Genomic DNA, 19,578 nt, shown 5'->3' with positions numbered 1-19,578 from the left:
GGTTCACGGTGGTTCACTCGGGTTCACGAGCGGCGGAATCACGCGGAAAGTGAACTCGAGTGAGTCCGGGTGAGCTCGGCAAAACCGTGAGTTAACCGTGAGCGGCTCCAGGCTCGGGAGCTCCGGCGCTCGTCCGCCGACAAGGCGCACCTGACTTGCGGCGCGAACACTGGTGCCGCCGTCCACCGTGTCGGTCGGCGGGTTTGAGCTCGGCGATCCGCACGCCGCTCCCTGACGACTCAAGCATTACGCGAGCGATACCGCGCCGCGCGGCGCCGTGGATGCGCGCTCGACCAGCGTCGCGCGCAGCTCGGGGGCGACACTCGGCGCGGGGCGCCCCTCGACCGCGCTGAGCGCGAGGTCGGCGAAGAAGCGGCCGAGGCCAGCCGTATCCACACGGATCGTGGACAGGGTCGGCTCCAGCATCGACGCGAGGGGGGTGTCGTCGTGGCCGATGACGGAGAGTTCGCCGGGCACGGAGAGCCCCGTGCGAAGCGCGGCGCCTACCAGGGCGCCGCCCACATCGTCGTTGTACGCCGCCACGGCCGTGACCCCCTGAGCGCGCCAGGTGCTGAGCGCAGCACGGGCCGAGGCATCCGTCAACTCCAGGTCGTCGGTGGGCAGCGCATCGAGGCCGAGCGAGTCCGCGGCCTGCTCGGCGGCACGTCGCCGCAGCCGTACGAGGTCCGCGACGCGCGGGTCGGCTGAGCCGGCGAACGCGATCGTGCGGTGCCCGAGGTCGTACAGGTGGCGGATCTGAAGGCTGGGCCCGTCCTCCGTCCACTCCTCAACGGTCGCATGTTCGGGGTCCGGGATGATGCGTGCGACTCCGGCCGCTCGGATCGCGGCCGCCTGCCCGGGAGCCCAGGGTGTCATCGACATGACCAGGTCGGGTTGCAGGGTCTCCCAGAGCGGGCGGGCGTGGCCCGTGGGATGCGCCGTGTAGGTGATGAGCGCGTAGCCGGCCTCGTCGAGTGCGAGCGAAGCCTCTTCGATATTGCGCCGGAGGTTGAAGTCGAGTGGCCAGTCAGGCAGCACGAGCAGCACGATGCGCGAGCGTCCGCTGGCGAGGGCGCGGGCCGCGATGTTGGTGCGGTAGCCCAGCCGCTTGGCCTCATCAAGCACGCGGGTGCGGGTCGCCTCCGAGATGGTCTGGCCGGGCGTGTCGTTCAGGACGAAGCCCACCGTCGCGCGGGAGATGCCGAGGGAGCGGGCGATATCGGCTGCCGTGACCCGGCGTTGACTGGTCGTCTGCGACATCGGCAACCTCCTACTGACACGATACTTGCGCGCGCTAGTCCCTCAATGTAGCATCGGCTCCACGCACTAGCACGCGCTAGTAGCCAGTCAAGCGAATTTCACAGACACTGTCCCCACTCACCTGACAACGGAGTCCTGATGAATCCCATCGACCGCGACGACGAGCCCATCGTCACCCCGGTGCCCTCCCCGCTGCCCACCGCGACCGTCGACCCCGAGGCGATCGCAGAGGAACACGATGCCGAGCAGCGGCATGACGCCGCGGGCGACCTGCCCAAGGTGAACGCTCGGTACATCTGGTTCATGGTGCTGGCGCAGTTCGGCGTCTTCATGGCCTTCATCACCCCGCTGGCGATCTCGCTGTCGATCCGGCTGAACGAGCTCGCCCCCGGTCGCGAGGAACTCCTCGGCTACATCACCGGCGCCGGCGCGCTCTTCGTCATGCTCACCGCGCCGTTCATGGGCGTGTGGAGCGACCGCACCCGAACGGCCATCGGCCGTCGCCGACCGTTCATGATCGGTGGCATGGTCGTCGGCGTCATCTCGCTCGTCGTGATGGCGCTCGCGCCGAACGTGTTCGTGCTCGGCCTCGGCTGGGTGCTCGCGCAGTGGGGCTGGGGCACGGTGCTGGGTAACCTCCAGAACTCGACGGCCGACCGGCTGCCCGAGGAGCAGCGCGGCAAGGTCGCCGGGCTCACCGGCTTCGCCACGCAGGTCGCGCCCGTCTTCGGCGTGATCCTCACCGTCGGCTTCACCGGCGATGCGCTGCTGCTGTTCCTCATCCCCGGCGCCGTCGGCGTCGTGCTCGTCACGCTCGTGCACGAGGACGACAGCCGGGGTCTGCCGAAGGATGCGCTGACCGTCGTCGGCCTGCTGCGCAAGTACGTGTACGACCCGCGCCGCTACCCCGACTTCTCGTGGAACTGGCTGGGCCGCTTCCTCTTCTACTTCGGCCTCACGCTGAACACCACGTTCACGGCGTTCTTCTTCGCGAACCGCCTCGGCGTCGACGTCACCGAGGTGGCCGGCATCATCGCCACCCTCGGCGGCGTCGGCGTGCTCGCCGTGACCGCGGGCGCACTCGGCGGCGGGTTCCTCTCCGACCGGTTCCGTCGCCGGAAGGTCTTCGTCGTCACTGGTGGTGCGCTCATGGCCGTCGGCATGGTGCTCATGGCGGTGTCGTCCGACCTTCCGCTGCTCATCGCCGGGTCGCTCATCGTCTCGACGGGCATCGGCATGTTCTCGGCCGTCGACCAGGCGCTCCTGCTGGACGTGCTGCCCGAGAAGACCACCGACGCCGGCCGGTTCATGGGCATCACCGGCTTCGCCACCTCGATCCCGCAGTCCGCCGGCCCGCTCGTCGCCTCTGCGATCCTCCTCGTGGGGGTCACGGGCGGCGACAAGAACTACTCGCTCCTCTTCATCGTCGCCGCGGCGCTCGTGCTCGCCGGCGGCCTCGTCATCCTCCGCATCCGCTCGGTGCGCTGAGCCGCACCGCCGGCCGGCCGCCATCGCCTCGATCCACCCACCGAAGGACCCCTCGTGAACATCACCATCACTCCCGTCCGCTTCGAGCACCACCGCGACGCGCTCGGCATCGGCGAGGCCGAGCCTCGCCTCAGCTGGATCGTCGAGTCGGCACCCGCCGGGTGGCGTCAGGCGCGCTACGAGGTCGAGTCGAGGGCGACGGATGGTGCGGCGCCGGCCTCGCACGCCGTCGACAGCGCCGATTCGGTGCTCATGCCGTGGCCGTTCGCCCCGCTGGCATCCCGCGAGCGGCGCGAGGTGCGGGTCCGAGTGACCGGGGAAGGCGGCGCGGCGTCGGAATGGAGCGAATGGTCCGCGGTCGAGGCCGGCCTGCTCGAGCCGTCGGACTGGCAGGCGCGGATGGTCGGTCCGGACCCCGAAGGCGCGTTCGCGGGGGAGCGATCGCCGCTGGTGCGCGGCATCGCCGACCTCGACGACGTGCCGATCGTCCGGGCGCGCCTCTACGCGACCGCGCACGGGCTGGTCGAGCTCGAGGTGAACGGCGCCCGCGTCGGCGACCACGAGCTGACGCCGGGATGGTCGGCGTACGAGTCGCGCCTTCGATACGCGACGTTCGACGTGACCGACCTGCTGCGTCCGGGTCGCAACGTGCTCGGTGCGTGGCTCGGCGACGGCTGGTGGCGTGGGCGCCTCGGCTGGGACGGCCGCAACGCGTTCTACGGCGACCGGCTCGGCGTGCTCGCGCAGCTCGAGGTCGAGTACGCCGACGGGCGGCGGCAGGTCGTGGCATCCGGCACCGACTGGAAGGTCGGCGTGAGTGCGATCCGGGCGTCCGACCTCTACGACGGCGAGGACTTCGACGCACGCGCTCACGAGGCGGCGTGGTCGACGGCCGACGTCGACGACGCGGGCTGGGAGGCATCCGTCGCCCAGGATCGCGACCCCGCCACGCTCGTCGCGCCCGACGGCCCGCCGGTGCGCGTGGTCGAGACGCTGCCCGTGCGCGAGGTGATCACGAGCCCGTCGGGCAAGCGAATCCTGGACTTCGGGCAGAACCTCGTCGGTCGCCTCCGCATCACGGTCTCGGGCGAGGCCGGCGCGGTCGTGACGCTCCGTCACGCCGAGGTGCTCGAGCACGGCGAGCTCGCGACCGGGCCGCTGCGCACTGCGAAGGCGACCGACCGCTACACGCTCCGCGGCGACGGAGAGGAGACCTGGGCGCCGCGGTTCACCTTCCACGGGTTCCGGTATGCCGAGGTCGACGGCTGGCCGGGCGAGTTCGACCCCGCCGCGATCGTCGCCGAGGTGCTCAGCAGCGACCTGGAGCGCACCGGCGAGTTCGCGGCATCCGACCCGCTCGTCGAGCGCCTGCACGAGAACGTCGTGTGGAGCATGCGCGGCAACTTCGTCGACGTGCCCACCGACTGCCCGCAGCGCGATGAGCGACTCGGGTGGACCGGCGACCTGCAGGTCTTCGCGCCGACCGCGTCCTTCCTCGCCGACGCGTCGGGATTCCTCGCATCGTGGCTGCGCGACCTGGCAGCCGAGCAGACCAGGTATGGCGGCGTGCCGATGATCGTGCCGGCGATCACGGTCGGCAATACCGGGCCCACGGCGGGTTGGGCGGATGCCGCGACCGTGGTCCCCTGGACGATGTACGAGCGCTTCGGCGACCTCGGCGTGCTCGAGCATCAGTTCGACAGCATGGCGGCGTGGGTAGACCAAGTCGAGGCGGCCGCGGGCGAGGACCGCATCTGGAGCGCCGGGTTCCAGTTCGGCGACTGGCTCGACCCGCTCGCGCCTGCCGGCCGGCCCGAGGCCGCGCAGACCTATCCCGAGATCGTGGCGACCGCCTACTTCGCCCGGTCGGCGCGCATCGTGGCGGATGCCGCGGCGCTCCTCGGGCGTGACGCCGACGCCGCGCACTACGGCGCACTCGCCGACGAGGTGCGCGCCGCGTTCCACCGCGAGTACGTCGCGCGGTCGGGCCGCCTGCTCTCGGACTCGGCGACCGCCTACGCGCTCGCACTCCAGTTCGACCTGATTCCCGACGCCGGGGAGCGCCGCCACGCCGCCGACCAGCTCGCCGACATCGTGCGCGGCAACGGATTCCGCATCGCGACCGGCTTCATCGGCACCCCGCTGATCACCGACGCGCTGAGCGCCAACGGCCACGCGGATGTCGCGTACCGCCTGTTGCTGCAGACCGAGGCGCCGTCGTGGCTGTACGCCGTGAAGCAGGGCGCGACCACCATCTGGGAGCGCTGGGACTCGATGCTGCCGGACGGCACCGTGAACCCCGCAGGGATGACGTCATTCAACCACTATGCGTTCGGCGCGGTGGGCGACTGGCTGCACCGGGTCGTCGCGGGACTCGCGCCGGACGCCCCGGGGTACCGCCGGATCCGGTTCGCACCGCAGCCGCCCCGCCGTGGACTCACCTCGGCGTCGGCGAAGCTGCGCACGCCGTACGGAACGGCGTCGAGCGCCTGGCGGCTCGCCGACGGCGCGCTCCAGCTCGAGGTGACCGTGCCGGTCGGCGCGACCGCGGATGTCGTGCTGCCCTCGGGCAGCGAGCACCTCGGCCTCGAGCACGGCACGTACGCGTTCACCGAGTCGTTCGAGGTCGAGTCAGTGGAGCGAGCCGTCGTCACGGTCGACACCTCGCTGGGCGACCTCATCGACGACACCGCCGCGCTCAGTGTGTTGACGGGCGTAATCACCAAGTACGTGCCCGAGGCCGCCGAGCACATGTCGGCCGGATTCCGGGGACAGGACGAGCTCACGCCCCGGCAGATCGCGGCGCTGCTGCCCCATCCCGATTCCGTGCTCGCCGACCTCGAGCGCGGGTTCGCCGCCGTCTCGGCGGGCGAAGAGGTGCCGGCCGACGTGCTCACCGCGCCCGAGCCCACGGATGAGGAGGCAGCGGCGGCCGAGGCCGACCTCGCCGAGCAGGCCGCGCTGCTGAGCGGCGCGAGCTTCTGGGCGACGCGCGAAGGACGCGGCATCCGTTCGCTCACGCTCGTCGACGGGCCGCACGGCATCCGCCTGCAGCGCGAGGGCGAAGATCACCTCGGCCTCAACGCGAGCGTGCCGGCGACGTGCTTCCCGCCCGGGGTCGCGCTCGGCTCGAGCTGGGATCCGGCGCTCGCCCGTGAGATCGGCGAGGCCATCGGCCGCGAGGCCCGCGCGCTCGGCGTCGACGTCGTGCTCGGGCCCGGCATCAACATCAAGCGCTCGCCGCTCGGCGGCCGTACGTTCGAGTACCTCTCCGAGGACCCACGGCTGACGGGCGTGCTCGCGACGGAGTGGGTGCGCGGCCTGCAGTCGACCGGCGTCGGCGCGTCGCTCAAGCACTTCGCCGTGAACAGCCAGGAGACCGACCGCATGCGCGTGAGCGCCGAGGTCGACGAGCGCACGCTGCGCGAGATCTACCTGCCCGCGTTCGAGCGGGTCGTGAAGGATGCCGCGCCGGCGACGGTCATGAGCGCGTACAACGCGATCAACGGCGTGTTCTCGTCGGAGAATCGATGGCTGCTGACCGAGCTGCTGCGCGACGAATGGGGTTTCGACGGCCTCGTCGTCTCGGACTGGGGCGCGATCAAGGACCGCGTCGAGGCACTCGCCGCGGGACTCGACCTCGAGATGCCCAGCACCGGCGACGAGGGGACCGACGCGATCCTCGCGGCGGTGCGCGACGGGCGGATCGACCGGTCGGTGGTCGAGGCGAGCGTCGAGCGGCTGCGGCGTCTGGCCGAGCAGACGGCTCCGTCCACGGATGTCGCGGACGCACGCTCCGCGTTCGACGTCGACGCGCACCACGTGCTCGCCCGCCGTGCCGCCGCGGCGTCGGTGGTGCTGCTCCGCAACGAGGACGCCACCCTCCCGCTGCGCGCCGGCCAGCGCGTCGCCGTGATCGGCGAGCTCGCGGTGGACCCGCAGTACCAGGGCGGGGGCAGCTCGCACGTGAACCCGACCCACGTCGACGTTCCGCTCGACGAGCTTCGCCGCGCGCTCGGCGAGGAGCAGGTCGACTACGCGGCCGGGTACGCGCGTGGAGCCGGCGACGAGACCGCCGACGCGCTGCTCGCCGAGGCGCGCGCCGCCGCGGCATCCGCCGACGTCGCCGTCGTGTTCGCCGGGCTGTACGAGATCGACCAATCGGAGGGCTTCGACCGCGAGCACCTCGACCTGCCCGCCGCGCAGGTCGCCGCGATCCAGGCGGTCGCCGCCGTCGTGAAGCGCACCGTCGTGGTCCTGTCCAACGGCGGCGTGGTCTCGCTCGAGCCCTGGCACGACGACGTCGACGCGATCGTCGAGGGCTGGGCGCTCGGCCAAGCCGTCGGCGGCGCGCTCGCCGACGTGCTCACCGGTGCGGTGAACCCATCGGGCCGGCTCGCCGAGACCATCCCGCTCGCGCTCGCCGACACCCCGGGGTACCTGAACTTCCCCGGTGAGCAGGAGGTCGTGCGGCACGGCGAGGGCGTGTTCGTCGGGTACCGCTACTACACGAGCGCCGACCGTGCCGTGCGGTACCCGTTCGGACACGGCTTGAGCTATACCGGCTTCGAGGTCGAGTCGTTCGACATCGAGGCGACCGCGTCCGACACCGCCGTGGCGCGGGTCACCGTGCGGAACACCGGTGACGTTGCCGGCGCCGAGGTCGTGCAGCTCTACGTCGCGCCCGCGTCCTCGGAGGTCCGCCGCCCGGTCCGTGAACTGGGCGCCTTCGCGAAGGTCGAGCTCGCTGCCGGCGAGGCGACCACCGTCTCGCTCGAACTCGAACGACGTGCGTTCGCGCACTGGGATGCGCGCGGCTCCCGCTGGTGGGTCGCCCCCGGCACCTACCGCCTCGAGCTCGGCCGCTCGGCGAGCGACATCGTCGCGGCACGCGACCTCGCCCTCGACGGCGACGTCGACCGGCCCGCGGCGCTCAGCCTCGACTCGACGGTCAAGGAGTGGTTCGGCCACCCCGTCGTCGGGCCCGCGCTCATGCAGGGCATGATGGCGAACGCCACGGCCGAGCAACAGGCCGCCGCCGAGGCGAACGCGAACGCCCTGAAGATGGTCGAATCGATGCCGATGGGCCAGTTCGCACGGTTCCCCGGCGTCGACCTCGCCGACGACGTGCTCGACCGGTTCATCGCGCTGAGCCTCGCCGCGGCCCAGCCGGAGCCGGTCGCGTGAACCGCGCGGCCGCGTCGGCCACCGCTCCGGGCTCGGTGACGGCCTGGGACGACGTGCTCCCGGGTCGTCACGGCCCGATCCCGGTGCGCCGGTACCAGCCGCAGGCCGCCATCGCCGGTCCGGGCCGCGCCGCCGGGCTCGTGATCTGGCTGCACGGCGGCGCGTTCTCGCACGGCGGGCTCGACCAGCTCGAGTCGCACGCCGTCGGGCTCGCGCTGGCCGCAGCCGGGCACCCGGTCGTCGCGGTCGACTACCGCCGGGTGCCGCCGTGGAGCTGGTGGCGGCGTCCGCGCCCCGGCGTGCTCGAGGGCATCCGGTACCCGGTTCCGCTGGAGGACGTGATCGATGCGGTCGCCACGCTGCGCCGTGAGGCGGATGATGCGGGCCGCGAGCTCGTGCTCGGCGGCGCGAGCGCCGGCGCATGCCTCGCCGCGGCGGCCGCGCTGCGGCTCGGCGCCGAGCGCGGGCCCCGCCCCGACGGGCTGCTGCTCGTGTACGGGACGTTCCACGCGGCGCTGCCGCCGATCTCCCGCGCGCTGCGCGCCCGCATCCGCGGACCTCACTCGCTCATGCAGTTCCGGCCCTCGACGGTGGAGCGCATGAACCGCAACTACGCGGGCAGCCCCGAGGCGATGGAGGACCCATGGGCGTTCCCCGGCGGGCACGACCTGAGCGGGATGCCGCCGACGCTCGTGCTCGACGCCGACCGCGATTCGCTGCGCGCGTCGGGCGACGCATTCGTTGCAGAGCTCGCGAAGGCCGGGGTCGACGTGACGAACGGGATCGTGCCGGAGTCCGTGCATGGATTCCTCGACCGGCCGGGGACGCCCGCCTTCGAGCGCGGCATCGGCCGTGCCATCCGCTGGCTCGACCGCCACTGACACCGAGACGGCTCGATGCCGTCGAGCCCTGGAGGCATCCGCCATGAATGAAACGTTCAATCAGCGAGGTCGACGCCGCGTGCTGCTCACCGGCGCGGCCGGAAACTGGGGTCGCGCCACGCTCCGCGAGCTCCGTGATCGCGCCGACCGCATCGACGTCGTCGCGCTCGCGCTGCCCGGCGAGCGCGACCGCGCGGCACTCGCCGAGTTCGACGAGATGCCGAACCTCGAGGTGGTCTGGGGCGACCTCACCGACGCCGCGACCGTCGCCGCCTGCGTCGCCCGCGTCGACGTCGTGCTGCACGTCGGCGCGGTGGTCTCGCCGCTCGCCGACGAACGCCCCGAACTCGCGCACCGCGTGAACGTAGGCAGCATCCGCAACATCGTCGAGGCCGTGCGCGCCCTGCCCGACCCGGCCTCGGTCGCGATCGTCGGCGTCGGCTCGGTCGCACAGACCGGCAGCCGCAATCCGCCGCACCACTGGGGACGTGTCGGCGACCCGATCCGGGTCTCGCAGTACGACGAGTACGGGCAGAGCAAGGTCGTCGCCGAGCGCATCCTCGTCGACTCCGGACTGCCCAAGTGGGTGCAGCTCCGGCAGACCGGCATCTTCCACCCCGGCATGCTCGAGATCCGCGACCCGATCATGACGCACTCGCCCTTCGGCGGGGTCATGGAGTGGGCGAGCGCCGAGGACTCGGCCCGACTGCTCGCGAACCTCTGCGAAGCCGACGTGCCCGACGAGGTCTGGGGCGGCGTCTTCAACATCGGCGGCGGCGAGGGATGGCGGCTCACGAACTGGGAGCTGCAGACCGCGATCGGGCGGGCGATGGGGGTCCGCGACATCCGCCGCTGGTACGACCGCGACTGGTTCGCCACCCGCAACTTCCACGGCCAGTGGTACGCCGACAGCGACCGGCTGGACGAGCTCGTGCCGTTCCGCCGTGACACGTTCGACGACGCCCTCGCCCGGACCATCGCCGCGGCGCCCGCCTCGGTGCGCTCGGCCGGGCGCGTGCCGGCCTGGATCGTGAAGCACCTCGTCATGAAGCCGCTGACGCGCAAGCCGCGCGGCACCATGGCCGCGATCCGGCGCGGCGACGACGCCGAGATCACGGCGCACTTCGGCTCGCGCGCCGAATGGGCGGCGATCGGCGACTGGTCGACTTTCGAGCCGCCGACCCCCTCGCGCGTTCCGGCGTACCTCGACCACGGGTACGACGAGTCGAAGCCCGCGGGCGAGTGGTCGGCGCTCGACTACCTCGAGGTCGCGGCCCACCGCGGCGGGCAGCTGCTCAGCACCGACGTCGTGCGCGGCGACGTTGCGACGCCGATCGCGTGGGCGTGCGCGTTCGGGCACGAGTTCAGTGCCAGCCCGCGACTCGTGCTCACCGCGGGCCACTGGTGCCCCGTCTGCGTGACGGATGCCGGGGGGTACGCGACGCAGGCCGAGCGGAACGCATTCCTCGCGCAGGTGACCGGGGAGGCGACGTGACCGGCGACGCGATGGGGTCGGGCCGCAGGGTCGTTCCATTCACGGATGGCTGGACCGTCGACTCCACGGGCCAGCCCAGTCGCGCGGTCGATCTCCCTCACGATGCGATGCTGGCCGAGCCCCGTTCGGCGACGGCGCCGTCCGGCTCGCACGGCGCCTACTTCCCCGGCGGCCGCTACCGGTACCGCAAGGTCTGGCAGGCGCCGGCGGATGTCGCCGCGCAGCGGCTCTCGCTGCGCTTCGAGGGGGTCGCCGGTCGCACCCGGGTGCGCGTGAACGACGTCGATGCCGCCACATGGGACAGCACCTACCGAGAGGTCGAGGTGCCGCTCGGCGGACTCGTCCGGGCCGGTGCCGAGAACGTCATCGAGGTCGACGTCGACAACTCGGCCCAGCCGAACTCGCGCTGGTACACCGGCAGCGGCATCTACCGGATGGTCTGGCTGGAGGCGGTGCCGGCCATCCATGTCGACCGTCACGGGATCACGCTCACGACACACCGCTCCGGGTCGGATGCGACAGTCCGCGTCGGGGTCCCGGTTCTCGGGGACTCTGAGGACGGCGACGTCGTCTCGGCGGCCCTGTTCGATGCGGGTGTGACCGTGGCGAGGGCGACCGGATCGGTCGCGCACGGTGTGGCGCACCTCGAGCTGGTCGTTCCCCAGGCGACTTTCTGGTCGGCCGAGCGCCCTCACCTGTACGAGCTCGCCCTGCGGCTCGCCCGGCACGGCCGTGAACTCGACGCAGTGACGCTGCGCACCGGCCTGCGCGCCATCGAGATCGGCCCCGAGTTCGGACTCCGTGTCAACGACGAGACGGTCCTGCTGCGTGGCGCCTGCGTGCACCACGACAACGGCGTACTCGGTGCGGCGACGTTCCGGGCGGCGGAGTTCCGTCGGGCGAGACTGCTCAAGGACGCCGGGTACAATGCCGTCCGCAGCGCCCACAACCCGCTCTCACGCGACTTCCTCGACGCCTGCGACGAGATCGGCTTGTACGTCGTCGATGAGCTCACCGATGTGTGGTTCCGACCGAAGACCGCGTTCGACGGTGCCGACCGCTTCGCCGAAACCTGGCGCGCTGACGCACGTTCGATGGTGCGCAAGGATCGCCTGCACCCGAGCGTGATCATGTACTCGATCGGCAACGAGAACGCCGAAACCTCCACCGCCGACGGCGTCGCAGTGGCCCGCGACCTCCGTGCCTTCGTCCACGATCTCGATGCCGACCGGGCGGTGACCGCCGGGGTCAACTTCATGCTGAACGCCATGGCGGCGCGCACCGGCATGAATGCCGACACGACACCGCCGAAGGCGGACGGAGCTCAGAACCGGCCCTCGTGGATCTCGAGCACGATGATCAACGCGATCGCAAATCGGCTGGGGAGGCTCACGCAGCTCCTGTCGCGACTGCCCGGCGCCGATCGCGCGACGCGCGATGTCATGGCCGAGCTCGACGTCGCGGGCTACAACTACGCTTGGTCCCGCTATGAGGCCGACGGCGGGCGGTATCCGACGCGCGTGATCCTCGGCACCGAGTCGCTCTTCGGCGAGCTGCCCGAGATCTGGTCGCGCGTCGAACGGCTGCCGCAGGTGATCGGCGACTTCGCGTGGACCGGATGGGACTACCTCGGCGAGACCGGCATCGGCACCTGGGAGTACGACGCGGGGCGACGCTCGTCTCTGCTCGCGAAGCCCTACCCGGCCCTCGTTGCGGGCTCCGGCGCGTTCGACATCACTGGAGTGCCGGGCGCGCCGCTCGCCCTCCAGCGAGCGGTTTGGGGCCTCGCATCAGTCCCGGCGATCATGGTGCGTCCGGTGGACCTGACCGGCGCGAAGGTCCAACGCACCTCATGGCGCAGCTCGGATGCCGTCGCGAGTTGGTCGTGGTCGGGCTGCGAAGGTCGCGTTGCTGAGATCGAGGTGTACTCGGCAGACGAGTCGGTCGAGCTGCTCCTCAACGGCCGGCGCGTCGGCCGACGTCCCGCGGGCCCCCGCGCTGGGTTCGTGGCGCGCTTCCGGGTGCCCTACGAGCCGGGTGAGCTCGTGGCGGTCGGGTACCGCGACGGCCGCGAGACCGGCCGGTCCTCCTTGCGTTCCGCGGGAGCGGTATCGCTGCGCTTGCGCAGCGAGGCGGCGGCGATCGAAGCCGACGGAGATGACCTCGCATTCGTCTGGCTGGAGCTGGCCGACGAACACGGTGAAGTCGAGATGTGCGCGACGGACACGGTCTCGCTCACGGTCACCGGGTCGGCTCGACTCGCGGGCTTCGGTTCGGCCGCGCCCGCCACCGAGGAATCGTTCGCGGATGCCGAGCACACGACGTACCGCGGTCGTGCACTCGCGATCCTGCGTGCGGGACGCGGCACCGGTGAAACGGAGATCGAGGCGACGGGTGCGCACTTCGGTTCCGATCGGCTGCTGGTCCAGGTGATCGAGCCCCATCAGATCAGGGCCCTCGGCTGAGTCCCCGTGTCGCGGCGATCGACAGGCCAGCAGGCGGATCGAGTGTTGAGCCGGGTCCCCCGACCAAAACAATTCGAATCATTAACCGTGAGTAAACCGTGACATGACGAAAACAAATCGAATCGATGATCGTCGATATCGCGACAAAAAGCGGCCCTGATCAGGTTATATTTACGAAGAGCCGATGACGGGAATCGAACCCGCGCTGTCTGCTTGGGAAGCAGAAGTTATCCAGTAGTGATTCACTCGACTTCACCCGGGCTCACGAGGCCCGGAATCACGGGGGAGTGTGAACTCGAGTGAATCAACGTGATCTCGATTTTGTGACTATTAAGTGACTACGAGGGTGCCTCCGGCGCCGCGATTGCGGGATCGGAGTCGATCCCCCAGTGTTCTCGACGAGTCTCGCACGGCGCCGGCAATTGACGCCACGCAGCGCCTGAGCGTGACGCGAATCGGGGGCCCTCTCCGGGCACTTCATCGGACAGGGCTTCTGCGAACGACGCTGCGTCCCGGTGAGCCGCCCCGGCGCCGGCGGCCGGCTCAGGAGCCTCACAGATCGACCGGTTATCGGACGTCGAGCGCGGGAGCGTTTTGGGGGTCGCCGGGTGGCGCGACGTATACGACTCCGATGAGATGTGTGAGGTCTTCGGTGAGGAACACCAGGGCGAACTCACCTGTCCCTTCCACGGTGCATCCCGAAACACGCGCCGAGCCCAACCGGGCCAGCGTCTGAGTGAGGCGATCGAGCCCGAGGACCTTGGCTCCCCGCTCTGCCGCCATTGAGTACTTGAAGCGCAACGTCTCTGCCGTCGGACCCGCGGACTGCAATGCGACGGCGAGACGCGAGCCTGGATCGAACCCCGACGCGATCCGTCTCGCGCGCGAGCTCGGTTCGCCCTCAGCCGATGCCTCGAGCACACGAATCAGTTCGCCCACCTCGATCTGCCCGAGCACACGCTCAACCTATCGGGAGGTTCGTGCGGGGCATCGTGCGTGAGTCATCCCCGGACCGGCTACCGGACGAGCGTCGCTTTCGTGATCCTCGTTGAATCACCCGCGAAGCGACCGGGCGTTATGCGCGCCCACGCCAGCCCTCCCAAGCGATGAAAATCAGGATCCACACCATGAATCCGAACGCACCGACCCGAGTAGTCCCGCGAACCCGAACAGTGCGAGAAGGACCAGAGTCGGTAGGCCGGCAAGACGCCCTTCAGCGAGGGGAACAAGGACGTCACCATCGACAGAGGCAAAGATGTAGGCCGCGAGCCACCACATCCCTACGCCGATCGCGAGAGCTCCGACACCACCCAGCACAACGCCGAAGAGCGATCTGTCCTCTTCATCGCGCCGGCGAAAACCCATCTGATCATCGTAATCACGCGACCCAATGACCATGACACCCTACTTACGCTCAGCGACGGTCGTCGGTGGACCGCCTATTGGGCGGCCGCTTCGCTGGGTGAAGTCATGGCCGCGATGAGATACGGGAGCGCGACAGCCGACCTAGGATGATGCGGTGTCCCGCATGCTGCTTGTACTGTGCCTGGGTTTCGGCCTAGGCGCGCTCGTATGTGCGATTCAGTACGTTCTGATCCACGCCGGACGATTTCCTCGGAATCCCTACATCGGGCTGCCCGGCTATGCGCGCGAATCCGACGAGGTGTGGGCACGCGCGCATCAAGCAGCATTGCCGTGGATCGGTCGCGCCGGCGTTCTTGCTGCGATCACAGCCGCAATCGGAGGGATTGGTCTAGCCGTCGGCGCAGGCGTCGAAGGCTGGGATCCTCTCAGCGTCGCCTGCGGTATCAGCGGCGCTGTGGCAGCAGGGCTCTATCTGTTCGGTGCGAACGGCGCTGCTGACGAGGCCACTAAGCGGATGGCCAGGCGTCGATGAGCTCGGCTGACCGCTGAGGGATCCGATATGAGGCGACAACTGTCGCGTTCGACGACGTGTGTTGACGCGAACGAAGTTGGCATGAGTGCATGCGCGCCGACGGTCACTCGCTCCTCTTCCCCGAGCTCAGCGACCGCGAGCACGAGGTAGTCGGGCACCTGGTCAGGGGACTCGCCAACACAAGATCGCCTCTTCCTCTCCGAGAAGACCGTGCGCAACCAACTGGTCCCGATCCTCGATTACGCGGAGCGACCGCCTTCGCTGAAGTGCTGCCTGCAGCGTGCCTGGTACGACTCGATGCCGCCCACGTGCTCGGCGGTCGCGACCCGTGCGTCCGCGACTTCGTCGGCGAGGACGCGCTGATGAAACGAGGCGTCCTGCCCCGCAGACAGCGCACACCGCTGTGAGCTTCGTCACGTCCTCGGCAAGCGCCATAAGCGACGGGAGGGGCTCGAAAGGGCGGCCGTCGAACGTCACGCACAGACCGGCGACGACCACCGACATCCCGCTGAGTGCCAGCCTGCTCACCGCCGGGACGAGCTCCGGCCCGAAGAACTGGGCCTCGTCGATCCCCAGCAGGTCAAGCTCGCGATCGCCGACCAGCTCAACCAGCGACTCGACGTCCAGCACTGATCGGGACGCGATGCTGAGCCCCGAGTGCGAGGCCACCCGGCCCGCGGCGTGCCGATCGTCAAGCGCGTGATTGACGACCTCGACGGCCAGTCCGGCAAGTTGCGCACGGCGCACCCGCCGCAGCAGCTCCTCGGACTTGCCGGCGAACATCGGCCCACAGACGACCTGGAGCCGGCCGTTCGGGTTCCCGGGCATGGGTCAGAGCCTAAATCAGGCCTTCGTCAGTTGGAACGGAAAGGATGCCAGCCCTGCACCTCGCAGCCGACGAGTTCGCAGAGGGATCGTCTGAGCGCACGGCGAGTTTCTCGGCAGGTCGCTGTCGACTCAGCCGAGGAGTGCACTCAGCCGTTCGATGTCTTGGGTGCGCTGAGATGAGCCTGACCCTGCGGACAGGAGTCCGAGGCTGCCGAAGTCCGGGTTCCGCCGCTCATCGTGAAGCAATGACTGTATCGCCTGTCGCGGGTCGTCGAGACGGTCGATGAATGGCACGCCCTGAGCCAGCACGGCTGCAACGGCGTCCTCTACGACCTCGTCGAGGTTGCTCCCGTCCTCCAGCACGTACCAGACATCAGCTCGGTCACTTCCGTCGCTGATCCCGTACGGATGGAAGTACGGCTGTCGGATGGTCTTTCCCAGCATCCCGCGGAAGGTCAACTGGTAATCCCGCGGCCACTCGACGCGCGCCCCGTCATCCAGTGCGGGGTAGTAGACGCCGGCCGCACCGCTGAACGAGTACGTCGTGCAGCCGACACCTGCGGCGACGTACGCGTTCATCGAGGGGAACGAAACCAGGCCGACGGTGAGGTCGGTGCGCCGCCAGACGTTCCGTCCCTGGAATCGATGGAATCCGTGCTCGCGCAGGATGGGACGGAGCCGCTTGGCGAGGGCTTGTCCGACAACGCGACCGTCGAGATCCATGGCGGAAGTCTGGCATGCGACCGAACTTGGGTTGATCGTTGAGGGATCCGGCGGGCTCAGAGCAGCTGCGGAAGGAAGACGGCCGCGAGCACCACGATCGGTATCAGCGCCAGCAGGAGCACGGCGCGATTGATTCGCTGCCGGCTCACGGTGCCCTTCTCGAACGATGACCGGCTCATCTTGTCGAACTCCGGAAGGAGCGCTTGGTAGGGCGGCTCGGGCTTGTTTGAGGTTCGCTCGGGGGGCCGGGTGGAGTCGTCTTCGTCTCCCATGCCACCAACCTAGTCACGTTGAACGGGACGACGGACGAGACCCACCGCCCAGTGCTCGAGCTCGTGATGACGATGGTGTTGCATGCTCCGCTGAGGCCAGGATCGGCTCGAATTTGTGACTATTAAGTGACTACGAGAGCGATTTTGCAATCGAGAGTCGCGGCTCACTCTTCGTCGAAACCCCTGATCAACCCATCGAACGCGTTGAGGCGTGTCGGCGTGGACTGTTTCCGCGTGATATCGGGCGACGAGCGGGATTGTCGCCCGCTCCGATGGTCTAGGAAAACCTGTCTGATCAGGGGATTTGCGAAGAGCCGATGACGGGAATCGAACCCGCGCTGTCTGCTTGGGAAGCAGAAGTTCTACCATTGAACTACATCGGCGCGTGGCATCCGGTGCCGATGACTCCGGGTGCGACGCAGTCAGCATAGCAAGCGCCACCCGCTCGAACGCACTCGTCGCGGCAGCCGCAGATGTCGCTATCGACGCAGCATGCGACGCGCCCGATGCACGACGGGTCGCGCGACGTGCCGGGCGAGCGCCTTCGTGCCCTGGGACCACGCGTCCAGCAGTCGGTACCGGCGGATGGCGCGCCGCATCGGCCGCGCGTACCGGTCGAAGTCGCCGTCCGCACGCGCCTCTGCGAAGGCCGTGAGCGAGAGACGCGAGATCCGCCGTCGCTGTCGAAGCACGGCGGCTCGCCGACGCGAGACGGCGTTCCGGTCGGGAGCGACGCGCTTGGCGGGCACGCTGAGGCCTGCGGCGAGGTCGTCGGCCAGTCGCAGGGCGAGGCCGTCGCGTCGGTGGCGGAATCCGCCGGCCTGAGACCGTGCGGCATCCCCGACCGACAGCGGCTCGAGTTCCACGTCGCCGCGCTCCGCGGCAGCGCGGAGCAGGGCACGCACGCGCTCGTCGCGGAGGATGACCGCGTTCGTGCCGTGCCAATCGGCGGCGTACTTGTGGAGCCAGGCGTCGGCGAAGGCGACATCCGCCCCTTCTGCGACGACGTCGTCGCAGAAGTTGCAGGCCTCCGGCTGGAACGCGCCGAATCCCCATCCGCCGTCGATGGTGTCGGCCGAGCGTCGCACGTGGTGCACGCCGTCGGCGTCGACGGCGTCGTAGTCGTAGTCCCACGCGTACCGACCGGGATTCTTCACGCGGAAGTCGATGCCCTCGAGCTCGGTGGGCGGCACGCCCGCCTGCCAGGCGAGCGACTCGGCGAAGAAGGTGGACTTCAGGTGCCCGCAGACGAGCCCCACGTACACCCCGAACTGCGCGTCGAGGTCGGGCAGCTCGGAGGCGAGGAGGCGCAGGGCCTTGATGAAGCAGGGGACGCCCACCACCGCGTAGGTGCGGCCGTCGCCCCTGATGTCCGCGACGACGTCGGCGAGCGTCGTCGCCGAGTACATGGACTTGCGGTTCTGCTCGATCTCCTCGGGCGAGGTCGAGACGGTGTAGGAGAAGCGCGGGTCGCCGGCCGACCGGCCGACGTGGAGGACGCCGTCGACGAGCCCGGCGCGCAGCAGCTCCTCGAGCAGCAGCGACGTGAGGCCGCCCGAGCTGCTGCCGATGATCTCCTGCTCCGAGGTGCGGCGCCCGGCGAGGACCTCGAGGTGCGCTCCGATCCGATCGTCCTTCGGGAGGTCGGGGAATCGCTCGCGCGTGAGCGCGTCCTCGTTCCGTGCCTCGTCGGAGAACGGGCAGACGCGGCTCGCGGCGCGGAGCGCGTCCGGCGCGATGGCGTCGCCGAGCCGCGCCTCGTAGACGCCGTGGCGCCCGATCGTCACCGGGATCGCTCCCGACGTCCGGACAGAGCAGGCGCCGCAGCCGATGCACATGCCTCGTTCGACGACCTGTTCGATGCCGTGCGTCATGCCACTCCCTGCCCCGGGCGGCGGCGCTGCTACCGTCGTCCCGTGTCTCGAAGGGTACTGATCAAGACGCTGCCCCTCCACACCAACTACGGCGGCATCGTCCAGGCGTACGCCCTGCAGCGCGCCATCCGTGACCTGGGGCACCAGGCGTTCGTCGACACCGGCGATCCGATCGCACTCCGGCGTCGGGTCCTGCACCGTGTCTGGGCGGTGCGACGGGCGGTGCGGATGCTGCTTCCCGCACGCTTCGACTGGCGCTGGCGCGCGCCGCGCGAGGTGCTCGCCGCGCAGCAGCGTTTCGTCCGGAAGCACCTCGCGACCTCGTCGGCGGTCGAGCGGGCGGACACGGCGCGCGGACGCGCCCGGCTCGCGCGCCGGTTCGACACGTTCGTCGTCGGCAGCGACCAGGTGTGGCGCGCGGCCTACGCCGAGATCCCCGAGGAGTTCCTCGAGGTGATCGAGGAGTTCGACGGCGAACGGCCGCGACGGATCTCGTACGCGGCATCCTTCGGCCGCGACGACATCGACGAGTACAGCGAGGCCGAGCGTGCGCGATCGACGGAGCTGATCCAGAGGTTCGACGCGGTCTCGGTGCGCGAGGAGTCGGGCATCCGCATCTGCGCGGAGGAGTTCGGGGTCCACGCCGAGCGGCACCTCGACCCGACCATGCTGCTCACGCCGGCGCACTACCGCGGGCTCATCGCCCGTTCCGGCACAGCGCCCGCCCCGGCGGCGGGCCGGACGCTCATCTACCGCCTCGATGCGACCGACGACATGCTCCGCGCCGAGCGTGCCATCGCCGAGCGGGTCGGGGCGCCCCCGATGGAACTCCTCCCGACGCAGACCCCGGGCTCGTACGCCGAGTACGCCGCGGACCGCGCCCGATTCGACCGGCCCTCCGTCGAGCATTGGCTGGCGAGCATCGCGTCCGCCGACTTCGTCGTGACCGACTCGTACCACGGCTGCGTCTTCTCCATCCTGTTCAATCGGCCGTTCCTCGTGCACGCCAACGCGCGGCGCGGGGCGGCGCGGTTCGACTCGCTGCTCGGCGTCTTCGGCCTCGAGCACCACCGTGCCGGGGCATCCGCCGACGGCCTCGACGAACGGATCTTCGCGCCGGACTGGGACCGGGTGAATCGGGTGCTCGACGCGGAGCGCGAGCGGGCGACCGCCTACCTCGTCGCGAACCTCTGACGCCTCGGTACGCT

At 70.0% G+C, this 19,578-nt stretch carries 13 protein-coding genes and 1 tRNA gene; 7 read left to right on the top strand and 7 right to left on the bottom strand.

Annotation, left to right across the window (positions count from 1 at the left end):
• Positions 1-246: 246 nt before the first annotated feature.
• Positions 247-1,260 (bottom strand): LacI family DNA-binding transcriptional regulator, encoded by a 1,014-nt coding sequence (locus tag ACIQH8_RS09905; RefSeq protein WP_400997800.1) that lies wholly within the window; start codon positions 1,258-1,260, stop codon positions 247-249.
• Between the two features lie 138 nt (positions 1,261-1,398).
• Between ACIQH8_RS09905 and ACIQH8_RS09900 the strand changes: the two genes are divergently transcribed.
• The 5 genes from ACIQH8_RS09900 to ACIQH8_RS09880 are packed head-to-tail and all read left to right on the top strand — an operon-like array spanning position 1,399 to position 12,776.
• Positions 1,399-2,748, top strand: a complete 1,350-nt coding sequence (locus tag ACIQH8_RS09900; RefSeq protein WP_400997797.1) for an MFS transporter — start codon at positions 1,399-1,401, stop codon at positions 2,746-2,748.
• A gap of 54 nt (positions 2,749-2,802) precedes the next feature.
• Positions 2,803-7,935 carry a family 78 glycoside hydrolase catalytic domain gene (locus ACIQH8_RS09895; RefSeq protein WP_400997794.1) on the top strand — a complete coding sequence of 1,711 codons (5,133 nt, stop codon included), beginning with the start codon at positions 2,803-2,805 and terminating at the stop codon, positions 7,933-7,935.
• The gene (locus tag ACIQH8_RS09890; protein ID WP_400997791.1) at positions 7,932-8,816 is read left to right on the top strand and encodes an alpha/beta hydrolase; all 885 of its coding nucleotides are present in this window, start codon (positions 7,932-7,934) and stop codon (positions 8,814-8,816) included. Before ACIQH8_RS09895 ends, ACIQH8_RS09890 begins: the two co-directional genes overlap by 4 nt.
• A gap of 43 nt (positions 8,817-8,859) precedes the next feature.
• Complete coding sequence (locus ACIQH8_RS09885; protein WP_400997788.1) at positions 8,860-10,311, top strand: NAD-dependent epimerase/dehydratase family protein; 1,452 nt, start codon at positions 8,860-8,862, stop codon at positions 10,309-10,311.
• Positions 10,308-12,776 (top strand): glycoside hydrolase family 2 TIM barrel-domain containing protein, encoded by a 2,469-nt coding sequence (locus tag ACIQH8_RS09880; protein WP_400997785.1) that lies wholly within the window; start codon positions 10,308-10,310, stop codon positions 12,774-12,776. Before ACIQH8_RS09885 ends, ACIQH8_RS09880 begins: the two co-directional genes overlap by 4 nt.
• A gap of 567 nt (positions 12,777-13,343) precedes the next feature.
• On the opposite strand, the gene ACIQH8_RS09875 is transcribed toward ACIQH8_RS09880, so the two are convergent.
• A complete protein-coding gene (locus ACIQH8_RS09875) occupies positions 13,344-13,733 on the bottom strand; it encodes a hypothetical protein (protein WP_400997781.1) in 390 nt (129 codons plus the stop codon).
• Positions 13,734-14,295: 562 nt separating this feature from the next.
• Here ACIQH8_RS09875 and ACIQH8_RS09870 point away from each other — a divergent pair.
• Positions 14,296-14,673, top strand: coding sequence for a hypothetical protein (locus tag ACIQH8_RS09870; protein WP_400997778.1), 378 nt, complete (start codon positions 14,296-14,298; stop codon positions 14,671-14,673).
• Positions 14,674-14,835: 162 nt separating this feature from the next.
• Here ACIQH8_RS09870 and ACIQH8_RS09865 read toward each other — a convergent pair whose 3' ends face one another.
• From ACIQH8_RS09865 to ACIQH8_RS09845, 5 genes are all read right to left on the bottom strand, one after another.
• Entirely contained in the window at positions 14,836-15,501 is a 666-nt protein-coding gene (locus ACIQH8_RS09865; RefSeq protein ID WP_400997775.1) for a thymidine kinase, read from the bottom strand.
• Positions 15,502-15,630: 129 nt separating this feature from the next.
• Positions 15,631-16,224: a hypothetical protein gene (locus ACIQH8_RS09860; protein WP_400997772.1), complete on the bottom strand. Its 594-nt coding sequence runs from the start codon at positions 16,222-16,224 to the stop codon at positions 15,631-15,633.
• 56 nt (positions 16,225-16,280) lie between these two features.
• The gene (locus ACIQH8_RS09855) at positions 16,281-16,496 is read right to left on the bottom strand and encodes a hypothetical protein (protein ID WP_400997769.1); all 216 of its coding nucleotides are present in this window, start codon (positions 16,494-16,496) and stop codon (positions 16,281-16,283) included.
• Between the two features lie 312 nt (positions 16,497-16,808).
• A tRNA-Gly gene (locus ACIQH8_RS09850) sits at positions 16,809-16,879 on the bottom strand.
• A gap of 96 nt (positions 16,880-16,975) precedes the next feature.
• Positions 16,976-18,370: a Coenzyme F420 hydrogenase/dehydrogenase, beta subunit C-terminal domain gene (locus ACIQH8_RS09845; RefSeq protein WP_400997766.1), complete on the bottom strand. Its 1,395-nt coding sequence runs from the start codon at positions 18,368-18,370 to the stop codon at positions 16,976-16,978.
• A gap of 42 nt (positions 18,371-18,412) precedes the next feature.
• Here ACIQH8_RS09845 and ACIQH8_RS09840 point away from each other — a divergent pair, with 42 nt between their 5' ends.
• Entirely contained in the window at positions 18,413-19,564 is a 1,152-nt protein-coding gene (locus ACIQH8_RS09840) for a polysaccharide pyruvyl transferase family protein (RefSeq protein ID WP_400997763.1), read from the top strand.
• Positions 19,565-19,578: the final 14 nt, after the last annotated feature.

The organism is Agromyces sp. GXQ0307, from assembly GCF_044769845.1.
GTDB lineage: Bacteria > Actinomycetota > Actinomycetes > Actinomycetales > Microbacteriaceae > Agromyces.
Note: the sequence above shows the minus strand (reverse complement) of the source record. Positions and strands in the feature narration are given on the sequence as shown.